At 70.4% G+C, this 14,807-nt stretch carries 15 protein-coding genes; 8 read left to right on the top strand and 7 right to left on the bottom strand.

The genetic code is table 11. The annotated features are described in order from the left end of the window. The first annotated feature begins 38 nt into the window (after window positions 1–38). A complete protein-coding gene (locus tag OG538_RS31105) occupies window positions 39–1,046 on the top strand; it encodes a DMT family transporter (protein ID WP_406098757.1) in 1,008 nt (335 codons plus the stop codon). A 1-nt stretch (window position 1,047) separates the two neighbouring features. On the opposite strand, the gene OG538_RS31100 is transcribed toward OG538_RS31105, so the two are convergent. Beyond that, window positions 1,048–2,379 carry an aminotransferase class I/II-fold pyridoxal phosphate-dependent enzyme gene (locus OG538_RS31100; protein WP_406098756.1) on the bottom strand — a complete coding sequence of 444 codons (1,332 nt, stop codon included), beginning with the start codon at window positions 2,377–2,379 and terminating at the stop codon, window positions 1,048–1,050. Window positions 2,380–2,414: 35 nt separating this feature from the next. On the opposite strand from OG538_RS31100, the gene OG538_RS31095 reads away from it, so the two are divergent. Further along, window positions 2,415–3,110, top strand: a complete 696-nt coding sequence (locus OG538_RS31095) for a pyridoxamine 5'-phosphate oxidase family protein (RefSeq protein ID WP_406098755.1) — start codon at window positions 2,415–2,417, stop codon at window positions 3,108–3,110. Window positions 3,111–3,162: 52 nt separating this feature from the next. Here the strand turns inward: OG538_RS31095 and OG538_RS31090 are convergent, their stop codons facing one another. From OG538_RS31090 to OG538_RS31080, 3 genes are all read right to left on the bottom strand, one after another. Then, window positions 3,163–4,119 carry a DMT family transporter gene (locus OG538_RS31090; RefSeq protein ID WP_406098754.1) on the bottom strand — a complete coding sequence of 319 codons (957 nt, stop codon included), beginning with the start codon at window positions 4,117–4,119 and terminating at the stop codon, window positions 3,163–3,165. 158 nt (window positions 4,120–4,277) lie between these two features. Then, the gene (locus OG538_RS31085; protein WP_406098753.1) at window positions 4,278–5,282 is read right to left on the bottom strand and encodes an EamA family transporter; all 1,005 of its coding nucleotides are present in this window, start codon (window positions 5,280–5,282) and stop codon (window positions 4,278–4,280) included. 98 nt (window positions 5,283–5,380) lie between these two features. Next, window positions 5,381–5,908: a Clp protease N-terminal domain-containing protein gene (locus tag OG538_RS31080; protein ID WP_406098752.1), complete on the bottom strand. Its 528-nt coding sequence runs from the start codon at window positions 5,906–5,908 to the stop codon at window positions 5,381–5,383. A gap of 244 nt (window positions 5,909–6,152) precedes the next feature. On the opposite strand from OG538_RS31080, the gene OG538_RS31075 reads away from it, so the two are divergent. Beyond that, window positions 6,153–6,365: a hypothetical protein gene (locus tag OG538_RS31075; protein WP_406098751.1), complete on the top strand. Its 213-nt coding sequence runs from the start codon at window positions 6,153–6,155 to the stop codon at window positions 6,363–6,365. A 61-nt stretch (window positions 6,366–6,426) separates the two neighbouring features. Further along, a complete protein-coding gene (locus OG538_RS31070) occupies window positions 6,427–6,858 on the top strand; it encodes an SRPBCC family protein (protein WP_406098750.1) in 432 nt (143 codons plus the stop codon). Between the two features lie 102 nt (window positions 6,859–6,960). Here OG538_RS31070 and OG538_RS31065 read toward each other — a convergent pair whose 3' ends face one another. Then, on the bottom strand, window positions 6,961–7,593 hold the full coding sequence (locus OG538_RS31065; protein WP_406098749.1) for a PadR family transcriptional regulator: 633 nt from the start codon (window positions 7,591–7,593) through the stop codon (window positions 6,961–6,963). Between the two features lie 272 nt (window positions 7,594–7,865). Here OG538_RS31065 and OG538_RS31060 point away from each other — a divergent pair, with 272 nt between their 5' ends. Beyond that, window positions 7,866–8,687 carry a PhzF family phenazine biosynthesis protein gene (locus OG538_RS31060; protein WP_406098748.1) on the top strand — a complete coding sequence of 274 codons (822 nt, stop codon included), beginning with the start codon at window positions 7,866–7,868 and terminating at the stop codon, window positions 8,685–8,687. A 66-nt stretch (window positions 8,688–8,753) separates the two neighbouring features. On the opposite strand, the gene OG538_RS31055 is transcribed toward OG538_RS31060, so the two are convergent. Further along, window positions 8,754–9,533: a CPBP family intramembrane glutamic endopeptidase gene (locus tag OG538_RS31055; RefSeq protein ID WP_406100376.1), complete on the bottom strand. Its 780-nt coding sequence runs from the start codon at window positions 9,531–9,533 to the stop codon at window positions 8,754–8,756. A 184-nt stretch (window positions 9,534–9,717) separates the two neighbouring features. Here OG538_RS31055 and OG538_RS31050 point away from each other — a divergent pair, with 184 nt between their 5' ends. Then, complete coding sequence (locus tag OG538_RS31050) at window positions 9,718–11,505, top strand: substrate-binding and VWA domain-containing protein (RefSeq protein WP_406098747.1); 1,788 nt, start codon at window positions 9,718–9,720, stop codon at window positions 11,503–11,505. Window positions 11,506–11,624: 119 nt separating this feature from the next. Here the strand turns inward: OG538_RS31050 and OG538_RS31045 are convergent, their stop codons facing one another. Beyond that, window positions 11,625–13,130 (bottom strand): glutamate-cysteine ligase family protein, encoded by a 1,506-nt coding sequence (locus OG538_RS31045; protein ID WP_406098746.1) that lies wholly within the window; start codon window positions 13,128–13,130, stop codon window positions 11,625–11,627. Between the two features lie 481 nt (window positions 13,131–13,611). Between OG538_RS31045 and OG538_RS31040 the strand changes: the two genes are divergently transcribed. Beyond that, window positions 13,612–14,205, top strand: a complete 594-nt coding sequence (locus OG538_RS31040; protein ID WP_406098745.1) for a hypothetical protein — start codon at window positions 13,612–13,614, stop codon at window positions 14,203–14,205. Window positions 14,206–14,523: 318 nt separating this feature from the next. Further along, entirely contained in the window at window positions 14,524–14,730 is a 207-nt protein-coding gene (locus OG538_RS31035) for a DUF5999 family protein (RefSeq protein WP_406098744.1), read from the top strand. The last annotated feature ends 77 nt before the right edge of the window (window positions 14,731–14,807 follow it).

Here is a 14,807-nt window from a genome sequence, read left to right as displayed (position 1 = left end):
ACTTGTGCTACGAGATTGCATTCGTCATCGTTGACCTCATGAGCGCACCGCCCGCAACCGAGCTGACCGTCCCCGCATCCCCCCTGACCGAGCCTTCCCATCCCGTGGCCCGCCCCGCGCTGGACTGGCGGCTGCGCTTCGCGGCGCTCTCACTCATCTGGGGCTTCAGCTTCCTCCTGATCAAGGTCGGGACCGATGGCTACGCACCGTTCCAGGTCACGCTCGGCCGCCTGCTGTCGGGGACCGCGGTGCTGGCCGTGGCCATGATGGTGAAGCGGGAGCGACTGCCGCGCACCGTCCGCACGTGGGGTCACCTGGCCGTTGCCGCCTTCTTCCTCAACGCCCTGCCGTTCTCCCTGTTCGCGTATGCGGAACTGACCATCCCCTCGACCCTGGCCGGCATCTGCAACGCGACCTCACCCCTGTGGGGCATGGCCCTGTCCCTCGTCGCTCTCTCCGAGGACCGCCCCACCCGCCGCCGCGTCGCCGGTCTCGGGCTCGGCTTCCTCGGTGTCCTGACCGTGCTGGGCGCCTGGCAGGGCTTCTCCGGTCTGGACTTCAGCGGTACGGCGATGGCGCTCCTGGCCTCCCTCAGCTATCCCGTCGGCTGGATCTACGTGCGCCGGACTCTGGCGGGCAGCGGTTCCTCCGCCCTCTCCCTCACCGGCAGCCAGCTCTTCCTCGGCACGGTGCAGCTCGCCCTGGTGACCCCGTTGTTCACCTCGGCACCGGACGGATTCCCGCTGTGGCCCACCCTGGCCGTCGTCGCCCTGGGGGCCCTGGGGACGGGACTCGCCGTGCTCCTCCAATACGGCCTGGTCACCGAGGTCGGCCCGACGACCGCGCAGATGGTCACCTACTTCATTCCGGTGATCGCCACCGCGGCGGGTATTGCCGTACTCGGCGAACAACTCAGCTGGAACACCCCGGTCGGCGCCCTCGTCGTCCTGGCGGGTGCAGCCCTCACCCAGAGCAGACCCCGCACGACCGGAGCGTCCGCCCCGCGGACGCCCGCCCCCGGACCGCGGCGCCGGCAGTCGTCGTAGCTCATCCATAGCTCAGCGGGTTCGCCGGTCCCGCCGCCGCCGCCACCGCGTCCGCGAGCGGTCCGATGTCGGCGGCGGTGAGCGGCGACACGGTGATCCGTACCCCCTGGGGCGTGGTCATCCGGAAGCGGGCTCCGGGCGCCACCGCCCAGCCCGCGTGCAACAGGCGCGCCACGGCCCCCGTCTCGTCGCTCACGGGCACCCACACATTCATCCCGCTGCGACCGTGCGCCTGGACGCCCCGGTCCTCCAGAGCCAGGACGAGTGCGTCACGGCGCCGCGCGTACGCCCGGGCCACCTCGCGGGAGTCGACCGCGCCGGCCTTCCACAGGTGCACCACCGCCCGTTGCAGCAGCCTGCTCACCCAGCCGGGACCGAGCCGCTGCCGGCCCGAGACCCGGTCGGCGGTGACCGCGTCGCCGGTGAGCACGGCGACCCGCAGGTCCGGCCCGTACGCCTTGGCGACGGACCGTACGAACGCCCAGCGGTCCGTCGCTCCGGCCAGAGGGTGCAGCGGCAGGTCGACGATGGCGTGCCCGTGGTCGTCCTCGATCAGCAGCACATCCCGGTGTCCGGCCAGCACCGCCCGCAGCTGGGCCGCACGCCCGGCTCCGATCGCGGCCCCGGTCGGGTTCTGCGCCCGGTCGGTGATGACGGCCGCACGCGCACCCGCCTTCAGCGCGGCGGCGAGGGCCTCGGGCAGTGGCCCGTCGTCGTCGACCGGCACCGGAACCGGACGCATGCCCAGCGCCGGGACGAGATCCAGCAGACCGCCCCAGCCGGGGTCCTCGACCGCGACCGCGTCGCCGGGCCTGAGATGGGCGACCAAAACCCTTTCGATGGCGTCCAGCGAGCCCGACGTGGCGATCACCGGTCCGGCCGGGACCCCGTCCGCGTCGAACCCGGCGCGCGCCATTGCGGCGAACTCGGGATCCACAGGCGCCTGCGCATACATCCCCGGCGCCTGCGCGTACGCGTCGGTGACCGTGGCGAAGGCCTCCCCCAGCGTGGGCAGCAGCGCCGGGTCGGGGTTGCCCTCCCCCAGATCCCGCACTCCCGGCGGCGCCTCCACCCGCACCGACCCGCGCGCGGTGCTCGCCGGCCGCGGCCGGACCCTGCTGCCTCTGCGCCCTGCCGTCTCGATCACGCCCCGCTCCCTGAGGCTGCGGTAGGCGGCCGCCACCGTGTTGGGGTTCACCCCCAACACACTTGCCAACTCCCGCATCGGAGGCAGCACTTGTCCCGGCGTCAACTCACCGGAACCGACCGCCCGCTCCACGCTGGCGGCAATTTCCGATGCACGCCGCCCACTGATCGGATACTCTCCTAGCACAAAACACAGTATGCACTAGTGCAATGGAGTACGCAATGCCGGAGACCGAACCCCAGCAAACCGCGACCCCGGACGCCGCAGCCGCTTACACCCCGACCGGACGCACGGTCCCGACCCGCTCCCGCGACCGGGCCACCTACGACCGGGAACAGGTCCACTCGATACTTGACGAGGCCTACGTCTGCCACCTCGGCTTCGTACGGGACGGCGCACCTGTCGTCCTTCCCACGCTCTTCGGCCGGGTCGGCGAACGCCTCTACGTTCACGGCTCGACCGGCTCCCGCCCGCTGCGGGCGGCGGGCGGGAGCGACGAGGGACTGGCCGTGTGCCTGACGGTGACACACGTCGACGGGCTGGTGCTGGCCCGCTCCGCCTTCCACCACTCGCTCAACTACCGTTCCGTGATCGTCCATGGCACGGCGCACCCGGTCACCGACCCCGAGGAGCGGCGCATCGCGCTCGACGCGATCATGGAGCAGGTCGTCCCCGGGCGTTCCAAGGACTCCCGGCCCGCCGACGAGAAGGAACTGGCGGCCACCGCCGTGATCAGGCTGGACCTGCGCGAGGTCTCCGCCAAGGTCCGGACCGGCGGTCCGAGCGACGACGAACGGGATCTCGCGCTGCCGCACTGGTCCGGCGTCGTCCCCCTCACGCGCGGTCACGCCGAGCCGGTTCCGGCGGACGACCTCGATCCTTCGATCGCCGTCCCGGAATACCTGAGCACACTCTGAACGAGCCGGGGGCGGAGCGCGCGCTGCCGCACCGGCCCGCCCCCGCACCCGCTCACGCCGGGACGGCCGCCTCCCGGCGGGCGTTCGCGGCACCTCGCGTCTCGGCGACGGCCAGCCCCACCACCGCGGTGAGCAGCAGCGCCGTCCCGGCGACGGTGGCCGGCGTGAGCTGCTCGTGGAGCACGACGACGGCGATGACGGCCGCGCTGACCGGTTCGAGCAGCATGATCACCGAGACGGTGGCGGCCCGCACCACCGCGGCGCCCGCGAAGTACAGCGCGTAGGCGAGGGCGGTGGGGATCGCCGCGATGTACACGAGCAGGGTCACCACCTGTGTGACGTGCTCCGTCCGCGGCACGAGTCCCTCACCGGCTGCCATCGGCAGCAGGACGACCGCGGCGATTCCGAACGCCCAGGCACTGGTGGAGAGCGCGTCGGCGCCCCCGCCGTCACGGCCGAGCCATCGGGTGAGCAGGGTGATCGCGGCGTAGCCCGCCGCGGAGAGCAGGGCCGCCGCGATCCCGGCAGGGCGCACCGTACCCGCATCGCCTCCGAGCACCAGTACGGCGAGCCCGGTCAGCGCTCCGGCGACCGCGGCGAGGCCGCCGAGGCCGAGCCGTTCCCCCATCATCAGCCGGGCACCGACGGCGATGAGGACGGGGCCCGCGCCGAGCGTGACCACGGTGCCGACCGCGAGGCCCGTGACCTGGACGGCCGCGAAGTACGCGGTCTGGAAAACCGCAAGGCCGACGCCGGTTCCCAGGATGCGCAGCAGTCGCCGCCGCCCGGACTCGGCGACGGCGGCCGTGCGGGCGGGCCGCAGCGCGAGCGCGGCAAGCAGGAGCGCGAGGCCGCCCGCGCAGCGCCAGAACGACAGAGCCAGGGGGCCGAGATCACTGGCGTCGAAGAGCAGCGAGGCGGCCGCTCCGGCCGTACCCCAGGCCACTCCGGCAATGATCAGATAGCACAGGCTCCGCCCGACGGGCAGGCCGACAGCAGGGTTCGACACGTGACTTCTCCAGAGGAAGACAGGAAGGTGGTCGCTCGGCTCCGCACGCGGGCAGCGACGAACCGCTCGGGGACTGCCCGAGCCCGGTCTTCGTCAGGGGTGGCCGCCCGCGCTAGACGGCAGGAGGCGGAAGTACGGTCAGATGCATGATCGTCACCTTAGGAGGCGGCACGGCCGGCGGGCAATTCCCTGGGGGCCGCCCCCTGCCCACCGCCCCGCCCCGAAGCGAGCGGGCCGGAAGGCGCCTTGGGCGTCGACGACTGGGCGATGAAGGCGCCGGTGAGCACGAGCGCACCACCGATGAGCTGGGGTGCGGCCAGGTGTTCGCCGAGCAGCACCCACGCCAGCACAGTAGCGATGACGGCTTCCAGGCAGGCAACGACACCGGCAACCGCGGGTGACAGCAGCCGCACCGAGATCACCCCGGTCACATAGGCGATGACCGTGGCGAGCAGCACGATCCAGACAAGGAGCAGCCAGGCGGGTACATCCGTGCCGTTCATGGCGGTGTCACCGCCGAGCACGGACCAGTCCATGCCCCACGGCCGCGCCACGGCGGTGAGCACGGCGGCCCCGATGAGCAGTCCGTAGGCGATGACGCCGACGGGATGAGGCGGCTCGACGCCCTCGGCCGCATCCGCGCTCCCCTGATCGGAGAGGACGAAGTAGCCGACCTGGCAGCAGGCGGCGCCGAGCGCGAGCAGCAGCCCGACAGCGTCGAAGCTCAGTCCGGACCACGCCTCGACGACGCAGGCCAGGCCGCCGACCGCGAGGACGACACCGACGGCGGCAGCCCTCGTCACCGGACGGCGCTGGACGAATCGGACCCAGCCGAGGACCAGCGCCGGCGCAAGGTACTCGACGAGCAGCGCGACGCCCACCGGGATGCGGGAGATGGCGGCGAAGTAGCAGGCCTGGACGCCCGCGACGGCGAGCAGTCCGAATCCCAGCAGCAGCACGGGGCGGCTGCGGACCAGGCTCCGATGGCGCCAGGCGACGGGCAGCATGACGAGCGCTGCCCCCGCCACCCGCAGCCACACCACATGGAGCGGATCGAGCCCCGCCTCGATGAGCGGCTTGGCCGCCACACCGGAACCGCCGAATGCGAAGGCCGAGGCGAGGGCGAGTCCCAAGCCGGCGCTTCTCCCCTGAGACGCGTGCATCGGCACATCATGACAGGTGACGTCAGGAGCGTCACCCCTGTGACGCCTGACGCGGGTAACACTCCCATGTCATTGGTGCCCCTGACATGACGGACTGCTCACGCCCGGCCGGGCGCCTCCGCGATCCGGTCCCCGAGCAGCGCCGCGTCGACGCCCGCCCGCTCCAGTACCTCGACGGCCCGGCACCCCCGGTCCGCCGCCAGCGCGGCGAGCAGGTGAACGCCGCCGGCCCTTTCACATCCGGTCGACCGCGCACGACGGTACGCATCCGCCATGGCGGACGTCGCCGAGGGCGACCAGCCCTCCACACCCGCGTCCGCCACGACCGCACCCGAGCCTTCGACCGCCCCCTGCCAGCGGAGCCCGTATCCGATGCTGCGCTGGACGAGGTAGCCGAGCACCCGGGCCAACTGCGGGCCGCCGTCGAAAGCGGTGCGCACCTCGGGGTCCGACTCGATGAGGGAGTGCAGAAGATGAGCCGTGTCGATCTGCCGGTCGCCGTCCCGCAGGGCGCGCCTGCGCGCGCCGGTCACCACGGCGGCCAGCTCCGGGGTGAGTCCGGCGTCGAACTCAGCCCGATGGTTCTGCGCGGGCTGCTGAGGGATCCGCGGCGTCCGGTTCTGCACACTTCCACCCCATCAGCCGTGATGTGCCGAAGCGTCCCCGTCGAGTTGCATTGCCGCATCCCACCCGAGTTGGGCACAGAGAAGCGAGTCCTCCTCCTTGCGGATGAGATCGCGCCGATCCGCGGCCGGTTTCACACAAACGGCGCGCGCCGCCTTGCTTCGCGCTCCCGGAGCAACCGGAAGCCTCCCCGTACACGTCTCACAGGCCGGAGCACCGTTACGGCTGCGGGAGGGGGTGCCGTTGGTGAGCTGGCTCGTCTCGCTGCCGGCGCTCGACGGACGCGACTACGTCTACCGCGTCCACGCACCGTCCGACGCGCTGCGCGCGGATCTCTTCTGGGCAGCGTTCCACTGCCACGACGACGGACCGCATCCACGCGCCTGCGACCGGTTCGACGCGGCCCTGATCTGGCGGACCGGAACCGATCCGGCAAAGCTGACGCTTCATCAGTATTGAATGTTCTCACGGCTGCGGCTACGTTCCGCGACACCGTAACCCGTCGAGAAGGGGTGGTCGTATGGCCGAAGTCAGTGCAGAGACGCGCATCGAAGCACCGGCCGGGAAGGTCTGGGCCCAGCTGACCGACTTCAGCACGTACGGGGAGTGGAACGCCACTCACACCAGCTTTCCCAAGGGCCCCCCGGCCACACTGGAACTCGCCGGGACCTACGAGGAGAACATGAAGCTCATGGGGTTCCCCGCCGAGGTGACGTGGACGGTGTCGGAGCTGGAGGACGGCCGCCTGCTGACGACCACGGGGAAGGGGCCGATGGGGGTCAGCCTGAAGATGAGCTACGTACTGACGCCGGACGCGGACGCCACCACGATCCGCATCGACGGCGAATTCACCGGGGCCGCCGTCTCGTTGATGGCCGGCAAACTGAAGGACTCGGCCACCGCGGCCCTCATCGAGTCGCTGCGCAGACTGGACGGACTGATCGTCGCCTGATCACCCACGGGACGGCACTGTGACGCCGACGACACCGAGGGGCCCCGCAGCAGCGCCGCAGGGCCCCTCGCCGCACTTCTCCTCTGCTCTCCCACCGCGGGCTCAGTGCTCGTCGGCGAGGATGAGGTAGAGCTTCTTCCGGGCGTCGTTGATGACCGTCAGCGCCTTCTCGCGCTGCTCGGCCGAGCCGGTCTTCCAGACCTGGCCGAACGCCTCCATCATCCCGAACCCCGCCTGCCGCACCTCGTTGAGACTCTCCCAGTCGACGCCGCGCCCGGCTTCCTCCCAGGGTGCGTCGGCCCCCGAATCCGCCTCGGTACGACCGGCGTCGGTGAGGGTGAACAGCTTCTTGCCGCCCTCGCTCGCGCTGACGATCAGACCCTCGTCCTCCAGCAACTGAAGGGTGGGGTACACCGAACCCGGGCTGGGCCGCCAAGCCCCTCCGCTGCGCTCGCCGATCTCCTGGATCATCTCGTATCCGTGCATCGGCCGGTCCTTCAGCAGCGCGAGGATCGACGCACGCACGTCACCGCGGCGCGCTCTCCCCCGGCCACCACCGCGGCCGCGCCCTCCGCCGAACGGGCCGCCACCGAAGGGGCCGCCGCCGAACGGCGGGCCGAACTGACCGAAGGCCGCCCGACGCCCCTCGAAGTCGCCCCGCTCGTGCTGACCGGGCCCGCAGGGGCCGTGCCCATGGCCGTGTCCATGGCCGTGCTCGTGTCCATGTGAACGCATGACCGTTCTCCTTCTCCCGTTGATCGTTCGCCTATCACCGCACTGTCGCGATGCGTCAACGATATATCGGAACCGATCGGCTGACAAACCCCTTGTGCGGGATTTCGGTGACCTGTCTCAGCGAAGGTTGATGGGACGGCCCTCAGGAGACGCGGGTGTCCGGTGTCAGGGGGCGCTCGCAGGCGGTGCAGGAGCGGTGGACAGGTCGCTGGGAGCCGCCAACCCGGAATTGGCCTTGGCCTGCGGCTTCCCTCTGCCCCTACGGTCGGAGCATGAGGATCCGCATCGTCGACGCGTTCACCGACCGCCCCTTCTCCGGCAACCCCGCAGGCGTCCTGCTGCTGGGCCCGGAGGGCTTCCCCGAGGACAAGCGACTCCAGCAGATCGCCACGGAGATGAACCTCTCCGAGACGGCGTTCGCCCACCCGCTGCCGCCGGGCGGCGCCGCCGACTGGGCGCTGCGCTGGTTCACCCCGTCCACCGAGGTCGACATGTGCGGCCACGCCACCCTCGCGACGGCCCATGTCCTGCACACCACATCGACCGCGAGCGGCACGGTGCGCTTCGCCGCCCGGTGCGGGGTCCTCACTTCGACCGCGGCTCACGACGGCTCGATCGCACTCGATTTCCCGACCGCCCCCCTGACCCCCGAAGCCACACCACCGGGGCTGGCCGCCGCCCTGGGCGCGGAGCCCGTATCCGTGCACGACACGGGCCCGCACATCGGCGATCTGCTCGTGGAACTGGCCGACGAGGCGGCCGTACGAGGGCTCTCGCCGGACTTCCCCGCGCTGGTCACGCACTCACCGCGCGGCATCATCGCGACAGCGGCAGCCGCCTCGCCGGGCTGCGGCTACGACTTCGTCTCCCGCGGCTTCTTTCCCGCCGTGGGTATCGAGGAGGACCCGGTGACAGGCAGCGCCCACACCGCCCTCGCGCCGTTCTGGTCGGCCCGCCTCGGCCGCGACGAGCTGACGGGCCTGCAGGCCTCCGCCCGGGCCGGACTGGTTCGCACGTCACTGCGCGGCGACCGCACACTGCTGACCGGACGTGCGGTGACGGTCGTGGACGGTGAACTGCTCGTCACCCTGTGACGACAACGCGCGCCAGGGGGTGTGCGGTCCGTCCCCGCACACCCCCTGGCACCCGCCTCTCCCGGCTCACGGCGTCGGCAGCCAGCCCACCTTTCCGGCGAGCAGCGCGTAGCCGACGAACGCGCCGATGTCGAGAAGGGCGTGCGCGGCGACCAGCGGCCCCACCCGCTGCCAGCGGCGGTACAGCAGCACGAAGACGACGCCCATCACCATGTTGCCGATGAAGCCGCCGATGCCCTGGTACAGGTGGTAAGAGCCGCGCAGCACCGAACTGGCCACCAGCGCGGCCATCGGAGTCCACCCCAACTGCCCCAGCCGGCGCAGCAGATACCCGACCACGATCACCTCCTCCACCACGGCGTTCTGGATCGCCGACAGGATGAGAACCGGGAACTTCCACCACACATCAGGCAGCGACTCGGGAACGACCGTGAGGTTGAAACCGGCGGTCCGGGCGACCATGTAGAAGGCAAGCCCCGCACTGCCGATACCCGCCGCCACCAACGCCCCGCGCCCGAGATCGACCCAGGGAGCGGTTCGGTCGAAGCCGATGGCCCGCAGCCCGGCACCCTCCCGGATCAGCAGGTGCGCCACCAGCGCGACAGGCACCAGTGCGGTCGTGATTCCGAACAGCTGCCAGGCGAGATCCAGCCATGGACGCCCCGGCGCGTAGGAGCTGTTGAGCGTAGCCGCCTGGTCCTTCAAACCCCCCGGTTTCGTCAGCGACCCGACAAAACTGATCAGGGCTGACACCCCGCTCGCGCCCAGCGAGAGAGCCAGGACCAGCACCGTCTCGGACCGCAAGATCCGTCGTGAGACGGCCTCCCGAGGAAAAGAATCAGCCACACGCCCCACCTCCACCTGTACACCTGCCTTCAGTTGTGCATTCACGTCCCATGCCGCCCCCCACCCCGCTAGGGTCTCGAATGCAGGTACGAAGATCATGCGCGACAGGCCGGGGGACGAGCACCATTGCCGATGGTGCGGTCCCCCTTTTCCTTGTACATCCTCAAGGAGGGGCACCACCGACATGGGACGTCACAGCTTGCCCGACGACTACGCCACGGACGGAAGCGGGGACCGTTCGCCGCGTCGCCGGCGCACCGTGGCCATCGCCACCACGCTCGTTCTCGCCGTGGCCGCGGGAACTGCGGTCGCGGCACAGGGCGGCTTGCTGTCGTTCTCGAAGTCCTGCGAGGACACCGCCGTGCACCTGACCATGATGACCTCACCGGACATCGCTCCCGCCGTGCGTGCCGTCGCCGACAAGGCGCGCAAGGACGACCTGAGATCCGACGGCCACTGTGTGGACGTGAACGTGGTGGCCCGTGACTCGTACAAGGTCGCGGACGCGCTCGCCCGCGGCACGGGAGTACCGGACTACCAGATGTGGCTCCCCGACTCCGATCTCTGGCTGAACCGGGCGAAGGGCACGGGAGACGCCATCCCGATCACCCCTGGCGATTCCGTCGCCTCCTCACCCGTCACCCTCGCCATGGTGCCCTCCGCCGCCAAGCGCCTCGGCTGGCCCGAGAAGAAGTACTCCTGGGCCGAACTGACGGCCGCGGCCATGGAGTCCGACAAGGTGCGCCTGGGCTCGGCCGACCCCGCGCGCAGCGCCACGGGGCTGCTGGCGCTGACGAGCATCGGGACCTCCTCCGACAAGCTGGGCGGCGACAGCGACACCCGGGCGGCGGCCACGGCCAAGCTCCTGGCCCAGCGGATGTCGGACGGCGACACCCAGGTGGTCGAGACCCTGCCCCAGGACAGTTCCGGCGCGGAAGAGGGAAATCCGGCACGCAACCAGGCGGTGCTCCTCTCCGAGCAGGCCGCGTTCGCCCACAACACCGAGTCGGCGGACGGAGGCAAGCTCGACCTCTTCTACCCCAAGGACGGCACCCCGCTCCTCAACTACCCGTTCACCCTGGTCAACGAGGATGAGCAGACAACGGACGAGAGCCGGGCGGCGCTGCGGTTCATGACGCTGCTCTCCGAGGACGCCGCCCAGCGCACACTGGAGCAGCACGGTTTCCGCACCATCGACGGTACGGCCGACGAGGCCCTGGTCGCGTCGGCCGGCGGCAAGTCGCCCCAGCCGTACGCCACATCGCCCGGTATCGCGCCTTCGGACGAGACCTTGCAGGAGACGCTCGGCATGTGGACGATCACCGTGCAGAGCGCGCGGCTCACCACGGTCGTCGACGCGTCCGGGTCGATGGCCACCATCGTGCCGGGCCGCAACCAGTCACGGATGGACGTCACCAAGGCCTCGCTGATCCAGGCACTCAACCAGTTCACCCCGAATGACGAGATCGGCCTCTGGGAGTTCGCCACCACGCTCGACGGGGACAAGGACTACCGCAGGCTGGTGGCGACGGGACGGCTCGGTGACCCGGCCAAGGGCGGCGGGACGCACCGCGACAAGCTCGCCGCGGCGTTCTCCGCGCTGAAGCCCGTTCCCGACGGTGCGACGGGTCTGTACGACACCGCACTGGCGGCCTTCAAGGAGGCGCAGCGTACCTATGTGAAGGGAAAGTTCAACGCTGTCGTGATCCTCACCGACGGCTCGAACCAGGACGAGCGGTCCATCTCACGCACCGCCCTGATCGCGGAACTCACGAAGCTCAACGACCCGGAGCGCCCGGTACCGCTGCTCGGCATCGCGGTCGGCCCCGACGCCGACCGCGAAGAGGTGAACGAGATAGCGAAGGTGACCGGTGGAGGCGGGTACCAGGTCAGCGACCCGGCGGAGATCCAAGCGGTGATCCTGCAGGCCGTCATGACCGCGGGACAGAGCGGCCGCGCAGCCGGGGAGTAGAGGTACCGCCGTCCCCTCCGGCCAGGGCGGTACCGGTCCCCCGGACCGCTGCGGGAGTACTCCACCCCCGGAGCCGGGCACCCCGGGGCAGCCGCGGCAACCGGCCGCCCCCGCCCGCCTCATCGGGCGGGAACGCCCACCGGCCAGCTGTGCACCGGCTCACCGGCCTGCATCAGTTCGGCGTACCGCCGGGTCATGGCGGCGAGCGCCTCGTCCCGCCCCAGACCTGACTCGCGGGCCCGGTGGTAGGTGTCCGCCTGCCAGGACGCCCCGTTGGTCCGCCGTCGGCAGCGCTCCTCGATGATCCCGAGGTAGTGGTCGCGGTCCGCGGGCTCGATGTTCCAGGCGTCGAGCCCCGCGGCCGCCAGCGGCAGCAGTTCGTCCCGGACGAGTTTGACGGCCGGCACCCGGGTCAGGCCGCCCGAGCGGCCCGGCCGGGGCCAGAGCAGCTCGGCGTCGATTCCGCGGCGGCAGGCGGTCTCGAAGTTCTCGGCCGCCGCGGTGAACGGCATCCTGGTCCACACCGGGCGGGATTCCTCGGCGAGCGCACGGACGAGTCCGTAGTAGAGCGCGGTGTTGGCGATCACGTCGGCGACGGTCGGCCCCGCGGGCAGAACCCGGTTCTCCACCCGCAGGTGCGGTACGCCGTCCGCCACCCCGTAGACCGGGCGGTTCCACCGGTAGACCGTGCCGTTGTGCAGGACCAGTTCCTGGAGCCGTGGCACCCCGCCGTCATCGAGGACCCGGAGCGGGTCCTCGTCGTCACAGATGGGCAGCAGCGGGGGAAAGAACCGGAGGTTCTCCTCGAACAGCTCGTACGCCGAATCGACCCACCGCTCACCGAACCAGGTCCTCGGGCGGACCCCCTGGTTCTGCAGTTCGGGCGGCCGGGTGTCCGTGGCCTGCTGGAAGAGGGGTGGCCGCGACTCGCGCCACAGCTCCCGGCCGAACAGGAAGGGGGAATTGGCCCCCATCGCCACCTGCACCGCCGCGACGGCCTGCGCCGCGTTCCACACGTCCGCGAAGCGTTCCGGAGTCACCTGCAGATGCAGTTGCACCGACGTACAGGCCGCCTCCGGGGTGATCGATCCGGAGGTGCAGACCAGTCGCTCCACGCCTTCGATATCCAGGGAGAAATCCTCGCCCCGCGCCGCCACCATTTGATCGTTGAGCAACGCGTATCGATCCACGTCGGAGAGGTTGGACCGGACCATGTCCTCCCGACCCAGGGTGGGCAGTATTCCGATCATCATGATCCCGGCGTCGACCTCGGCAGCCTTCCGGTCGGCATATCCAAGGCCGGTCCGCAACTCTTCGGCCAACTGGTCGAGAACGCGGCCTGAAAGATTGTGGGGAACTATGTTCACTTCGAGATTGAACATCCCCAGTTCCGTCTGGAAATCGCGGCTCGCGATCCGATCCAGAACCTGTCCATTCAACATCTTCGGCATACCGTCGGACCCGGCCAGATTCAGCTCGATCTCCATGCCCATGAGGTTGCGCGGCCGGTCGAACCTCCTCTCCGCCAGGAGCCTCCCCAGCCCCTCCAGGCACTGGTGGAGCTTCTTCCGGTACTGATGCCGGTCGGACAGGTCAAAGGCGCCTCCGACGACCTTCTCCCCCATCGAAGTGTCCCTCCTCGAGTGGGCGGCCCGCGGCCCAGGCCGCCCGCGTCACGATCGATAATGCCCAGACGGGGAGATCCATAACTCCCCCACGCAGGCCCCGCACCCGCTAATGTGATGGCCGAGGCCGGGGGCACATTCACTCGGCATGATGCAGCGAGCAGATTCCCGTTCGGCAGGCAGGGAAAGAGCCGACACGTTTCAGCCTACCGCCACGCGGGAAAAATCCGAGGCGGCGGCTGCGCCGCTCGCACTGAATCAGCATAATCTCCGCATAATTGAGTCCGGATACCGCCTTGTCAGCAATAGCTGCGACGGCTAGTGGAAACACCGTGTGAACACGTGTCGTATAAACTCCGCGGACGAGGCAGAGAGTTGACGCACCGGCCCAGTCACCGGCCTCCTCTGGCCCCGCACGCCGACAGCGCCGTCTGCACCCACCCACGCTCCACCGTGTCTCCGAAGTGAGAGGCGACCCACTATGCCGTTGCATGTACCCCCGGCTCCCGCGCCCGCTCTGCGCAGCGTTCTCGCGGCGCTCGGCTCACCGACCGCGGTCCGCGAGGCCCGCACCCCTGCCCTGCGGTCCGCCCAGGGACCGCTGAGCCCCGAACACCCGCTCCCCGTCCACGTGCTGGACCGGACCGGGTCGAGCGGGCTCGCACCCACCACGCGGCTTGCCGCATGGCGCTTCCTGATCCGCAGCACGGAGCGGTGCGTCGCCGCGGCGGACACGATGCTGACCCCGGACGGCTGGGCCTTCTCGCACTTCTTCGAAGGCCCGTACATCGCCTCGACCGAGCTCGCCCTGCGCCAGGCCGAAGCCGCGGCGACGCCCTACCAGCCGAGATTGCTGTCCATTCCCGAGCTCTACATGCTGGCGCTGTGGCTGCACGAGGACACCGAGGCCGACGCATCCCTCGGGTCCCCCGCCCCTGCCGATCTGCTGGTACCGCTGGCTCCCGCCCCACCGGGTATCGCGGCACACCGCCCGCACCGGGTCGCTGATCTGCTCCCCGTGATCACCACCCGCATCGCACCCGGCCCCGGCCCCCTGCTCGGCTCTCCCGCCTGATTCCCGGCTTCGGACTTGACTGCGGCTCCGCCCTGCGACGACCTTCGGTGGCAGGGCACCGTGCCCTCGGGGTGAGCGCTGTGCCCATCCGGACTAGCCCCATCCGGCCACCCCGAACCACCCGAAGTGACAGTGCAGTTGCGTCGAACCGTCCGGGCGGGTGATGCGTCCTGAGAGGAGAGGAAGCGCTGCGGCGAAATCCCTGCGGATTGACGCCCGTGGGGCAACACTGGGACGGACCGATCGATACGGGGGGCGGCCATGAACACCTCTTCAAGCCGCAAGTCACTCACATCAACGCAGCGAAAGAACCCATCCATGTGCCAGCACCAGCCACCCTGCCCGACAGCCGACTCAGCCGACCGGGAAGCCGCCCGTCTGGTGGCGCACCATCCGGAACAGGGCTGGAGCCTGCTGTGCAACGGCGTCCTGCTCTTCGAGGACACCGGTGAGCTGCTTCCGGACGGGCAGATCATCGCCCCGCACCGGCCGCTGGAAGCGGGCCGGGTCGTGAAAGCGGCCTGAGAGGCCGGTACGGAAAAGGGGCCGGCCCGGAGAGTCTCTCCGCACCGGCCCCCACGCATGTACGCGTCACGCCCTGT

The sequence above is a fragment of the Streptomyces sp. NBC_01013 genome (genome assembly GCF_045162765.1).
Taxonomy (GTDB): Bacteria; Actinomycetota; Actinomycetes; order Streptomycetales; family Streptomycetaceae; genus Streptomyces.
The sequence above is the reverse complement of the archived record's forward strand: the minus strand, read 5'-3'. Positions and strand labels throughout refer to the sequence as shown.

What these genes read in the sequence shown, in the direction of transcription:
- OG538_RS31105 (WP_406098757.1), top strand. Translation starts at nt 39, where the DNA reads ATGAGCGCACCGCCCGCAACCGAGCTGACCGTCCCCGCATCCCCCCTG.
- OG538_RS31060 (WP_406098748.1), top strand. Translation starts at nt 7,866, where the DNA reads ATGAGGATCCGCATCGTCGACGCGTTCACCGACCGCCCCTTCTCCGGC.
- OG538_RS31070 (WP_406098750.1), top strand. Translation starts at nt 6,427, where the DNA reads ATGGCCGAAGTCAGTGCAGAGACGCGCATCGAAGCACCGGCCGGGAAG.
- OG538_RS31085 (WP_406098753.1), bottom strand. Translation starts at nt 5,282, where the DNA reads ATGCACGCGTCTCAGGGGAGAAGCGCCGGCTTGGGACTCGCCCTCGCC.
- OG538_RS31050 (WP_406098747.1), top strand. Translation starts at nt 9,718, where the DNA reads ATGGGACGTCACAGCTTGCCCGACGACTACGCCACGGACGGAAGCGGG.
- OG538_RS31035 (WP_406098744.1), top strand. Translation starts at nt 14,524, where the DNA reads ATGTGCCAGCACCAGCCACCCTGCCCGACAGCCGACTCAGCCGACCGG.
- OG538_RS31040 (WP_406098745.1), top strand. Translation starts at nt 13,612, where the DNA reads ATGCCGTTGCATGTACCCCCGGCTCCCGCGCCCGCTCTGCGCAGCGTT.
- OG538_RS31045 (WP_406098746.1), bottom strand. Translation starts at nt 13,130, where the DNA reads ATGGGGGAGAAGGTCGTCGGAGGCGCCTTTGACCTGTCCGACCGGCAT.
- OG538_RS31065 (WP_406098749.1), bottom strand. Translation starts at nt 7,593, where the DNA reads ATGCGTTCACATGGACACGAGCACGGCCATGGACACGGCCATGGGCAC.
- OG538_RS31095 (WP_406098755.1), top strand. Translation starts at nt 2,415, where the DNA reads ATGCCGGAGACCGAACCCCAGCAAACCGCGACCCCGGACGCCGCAGCC.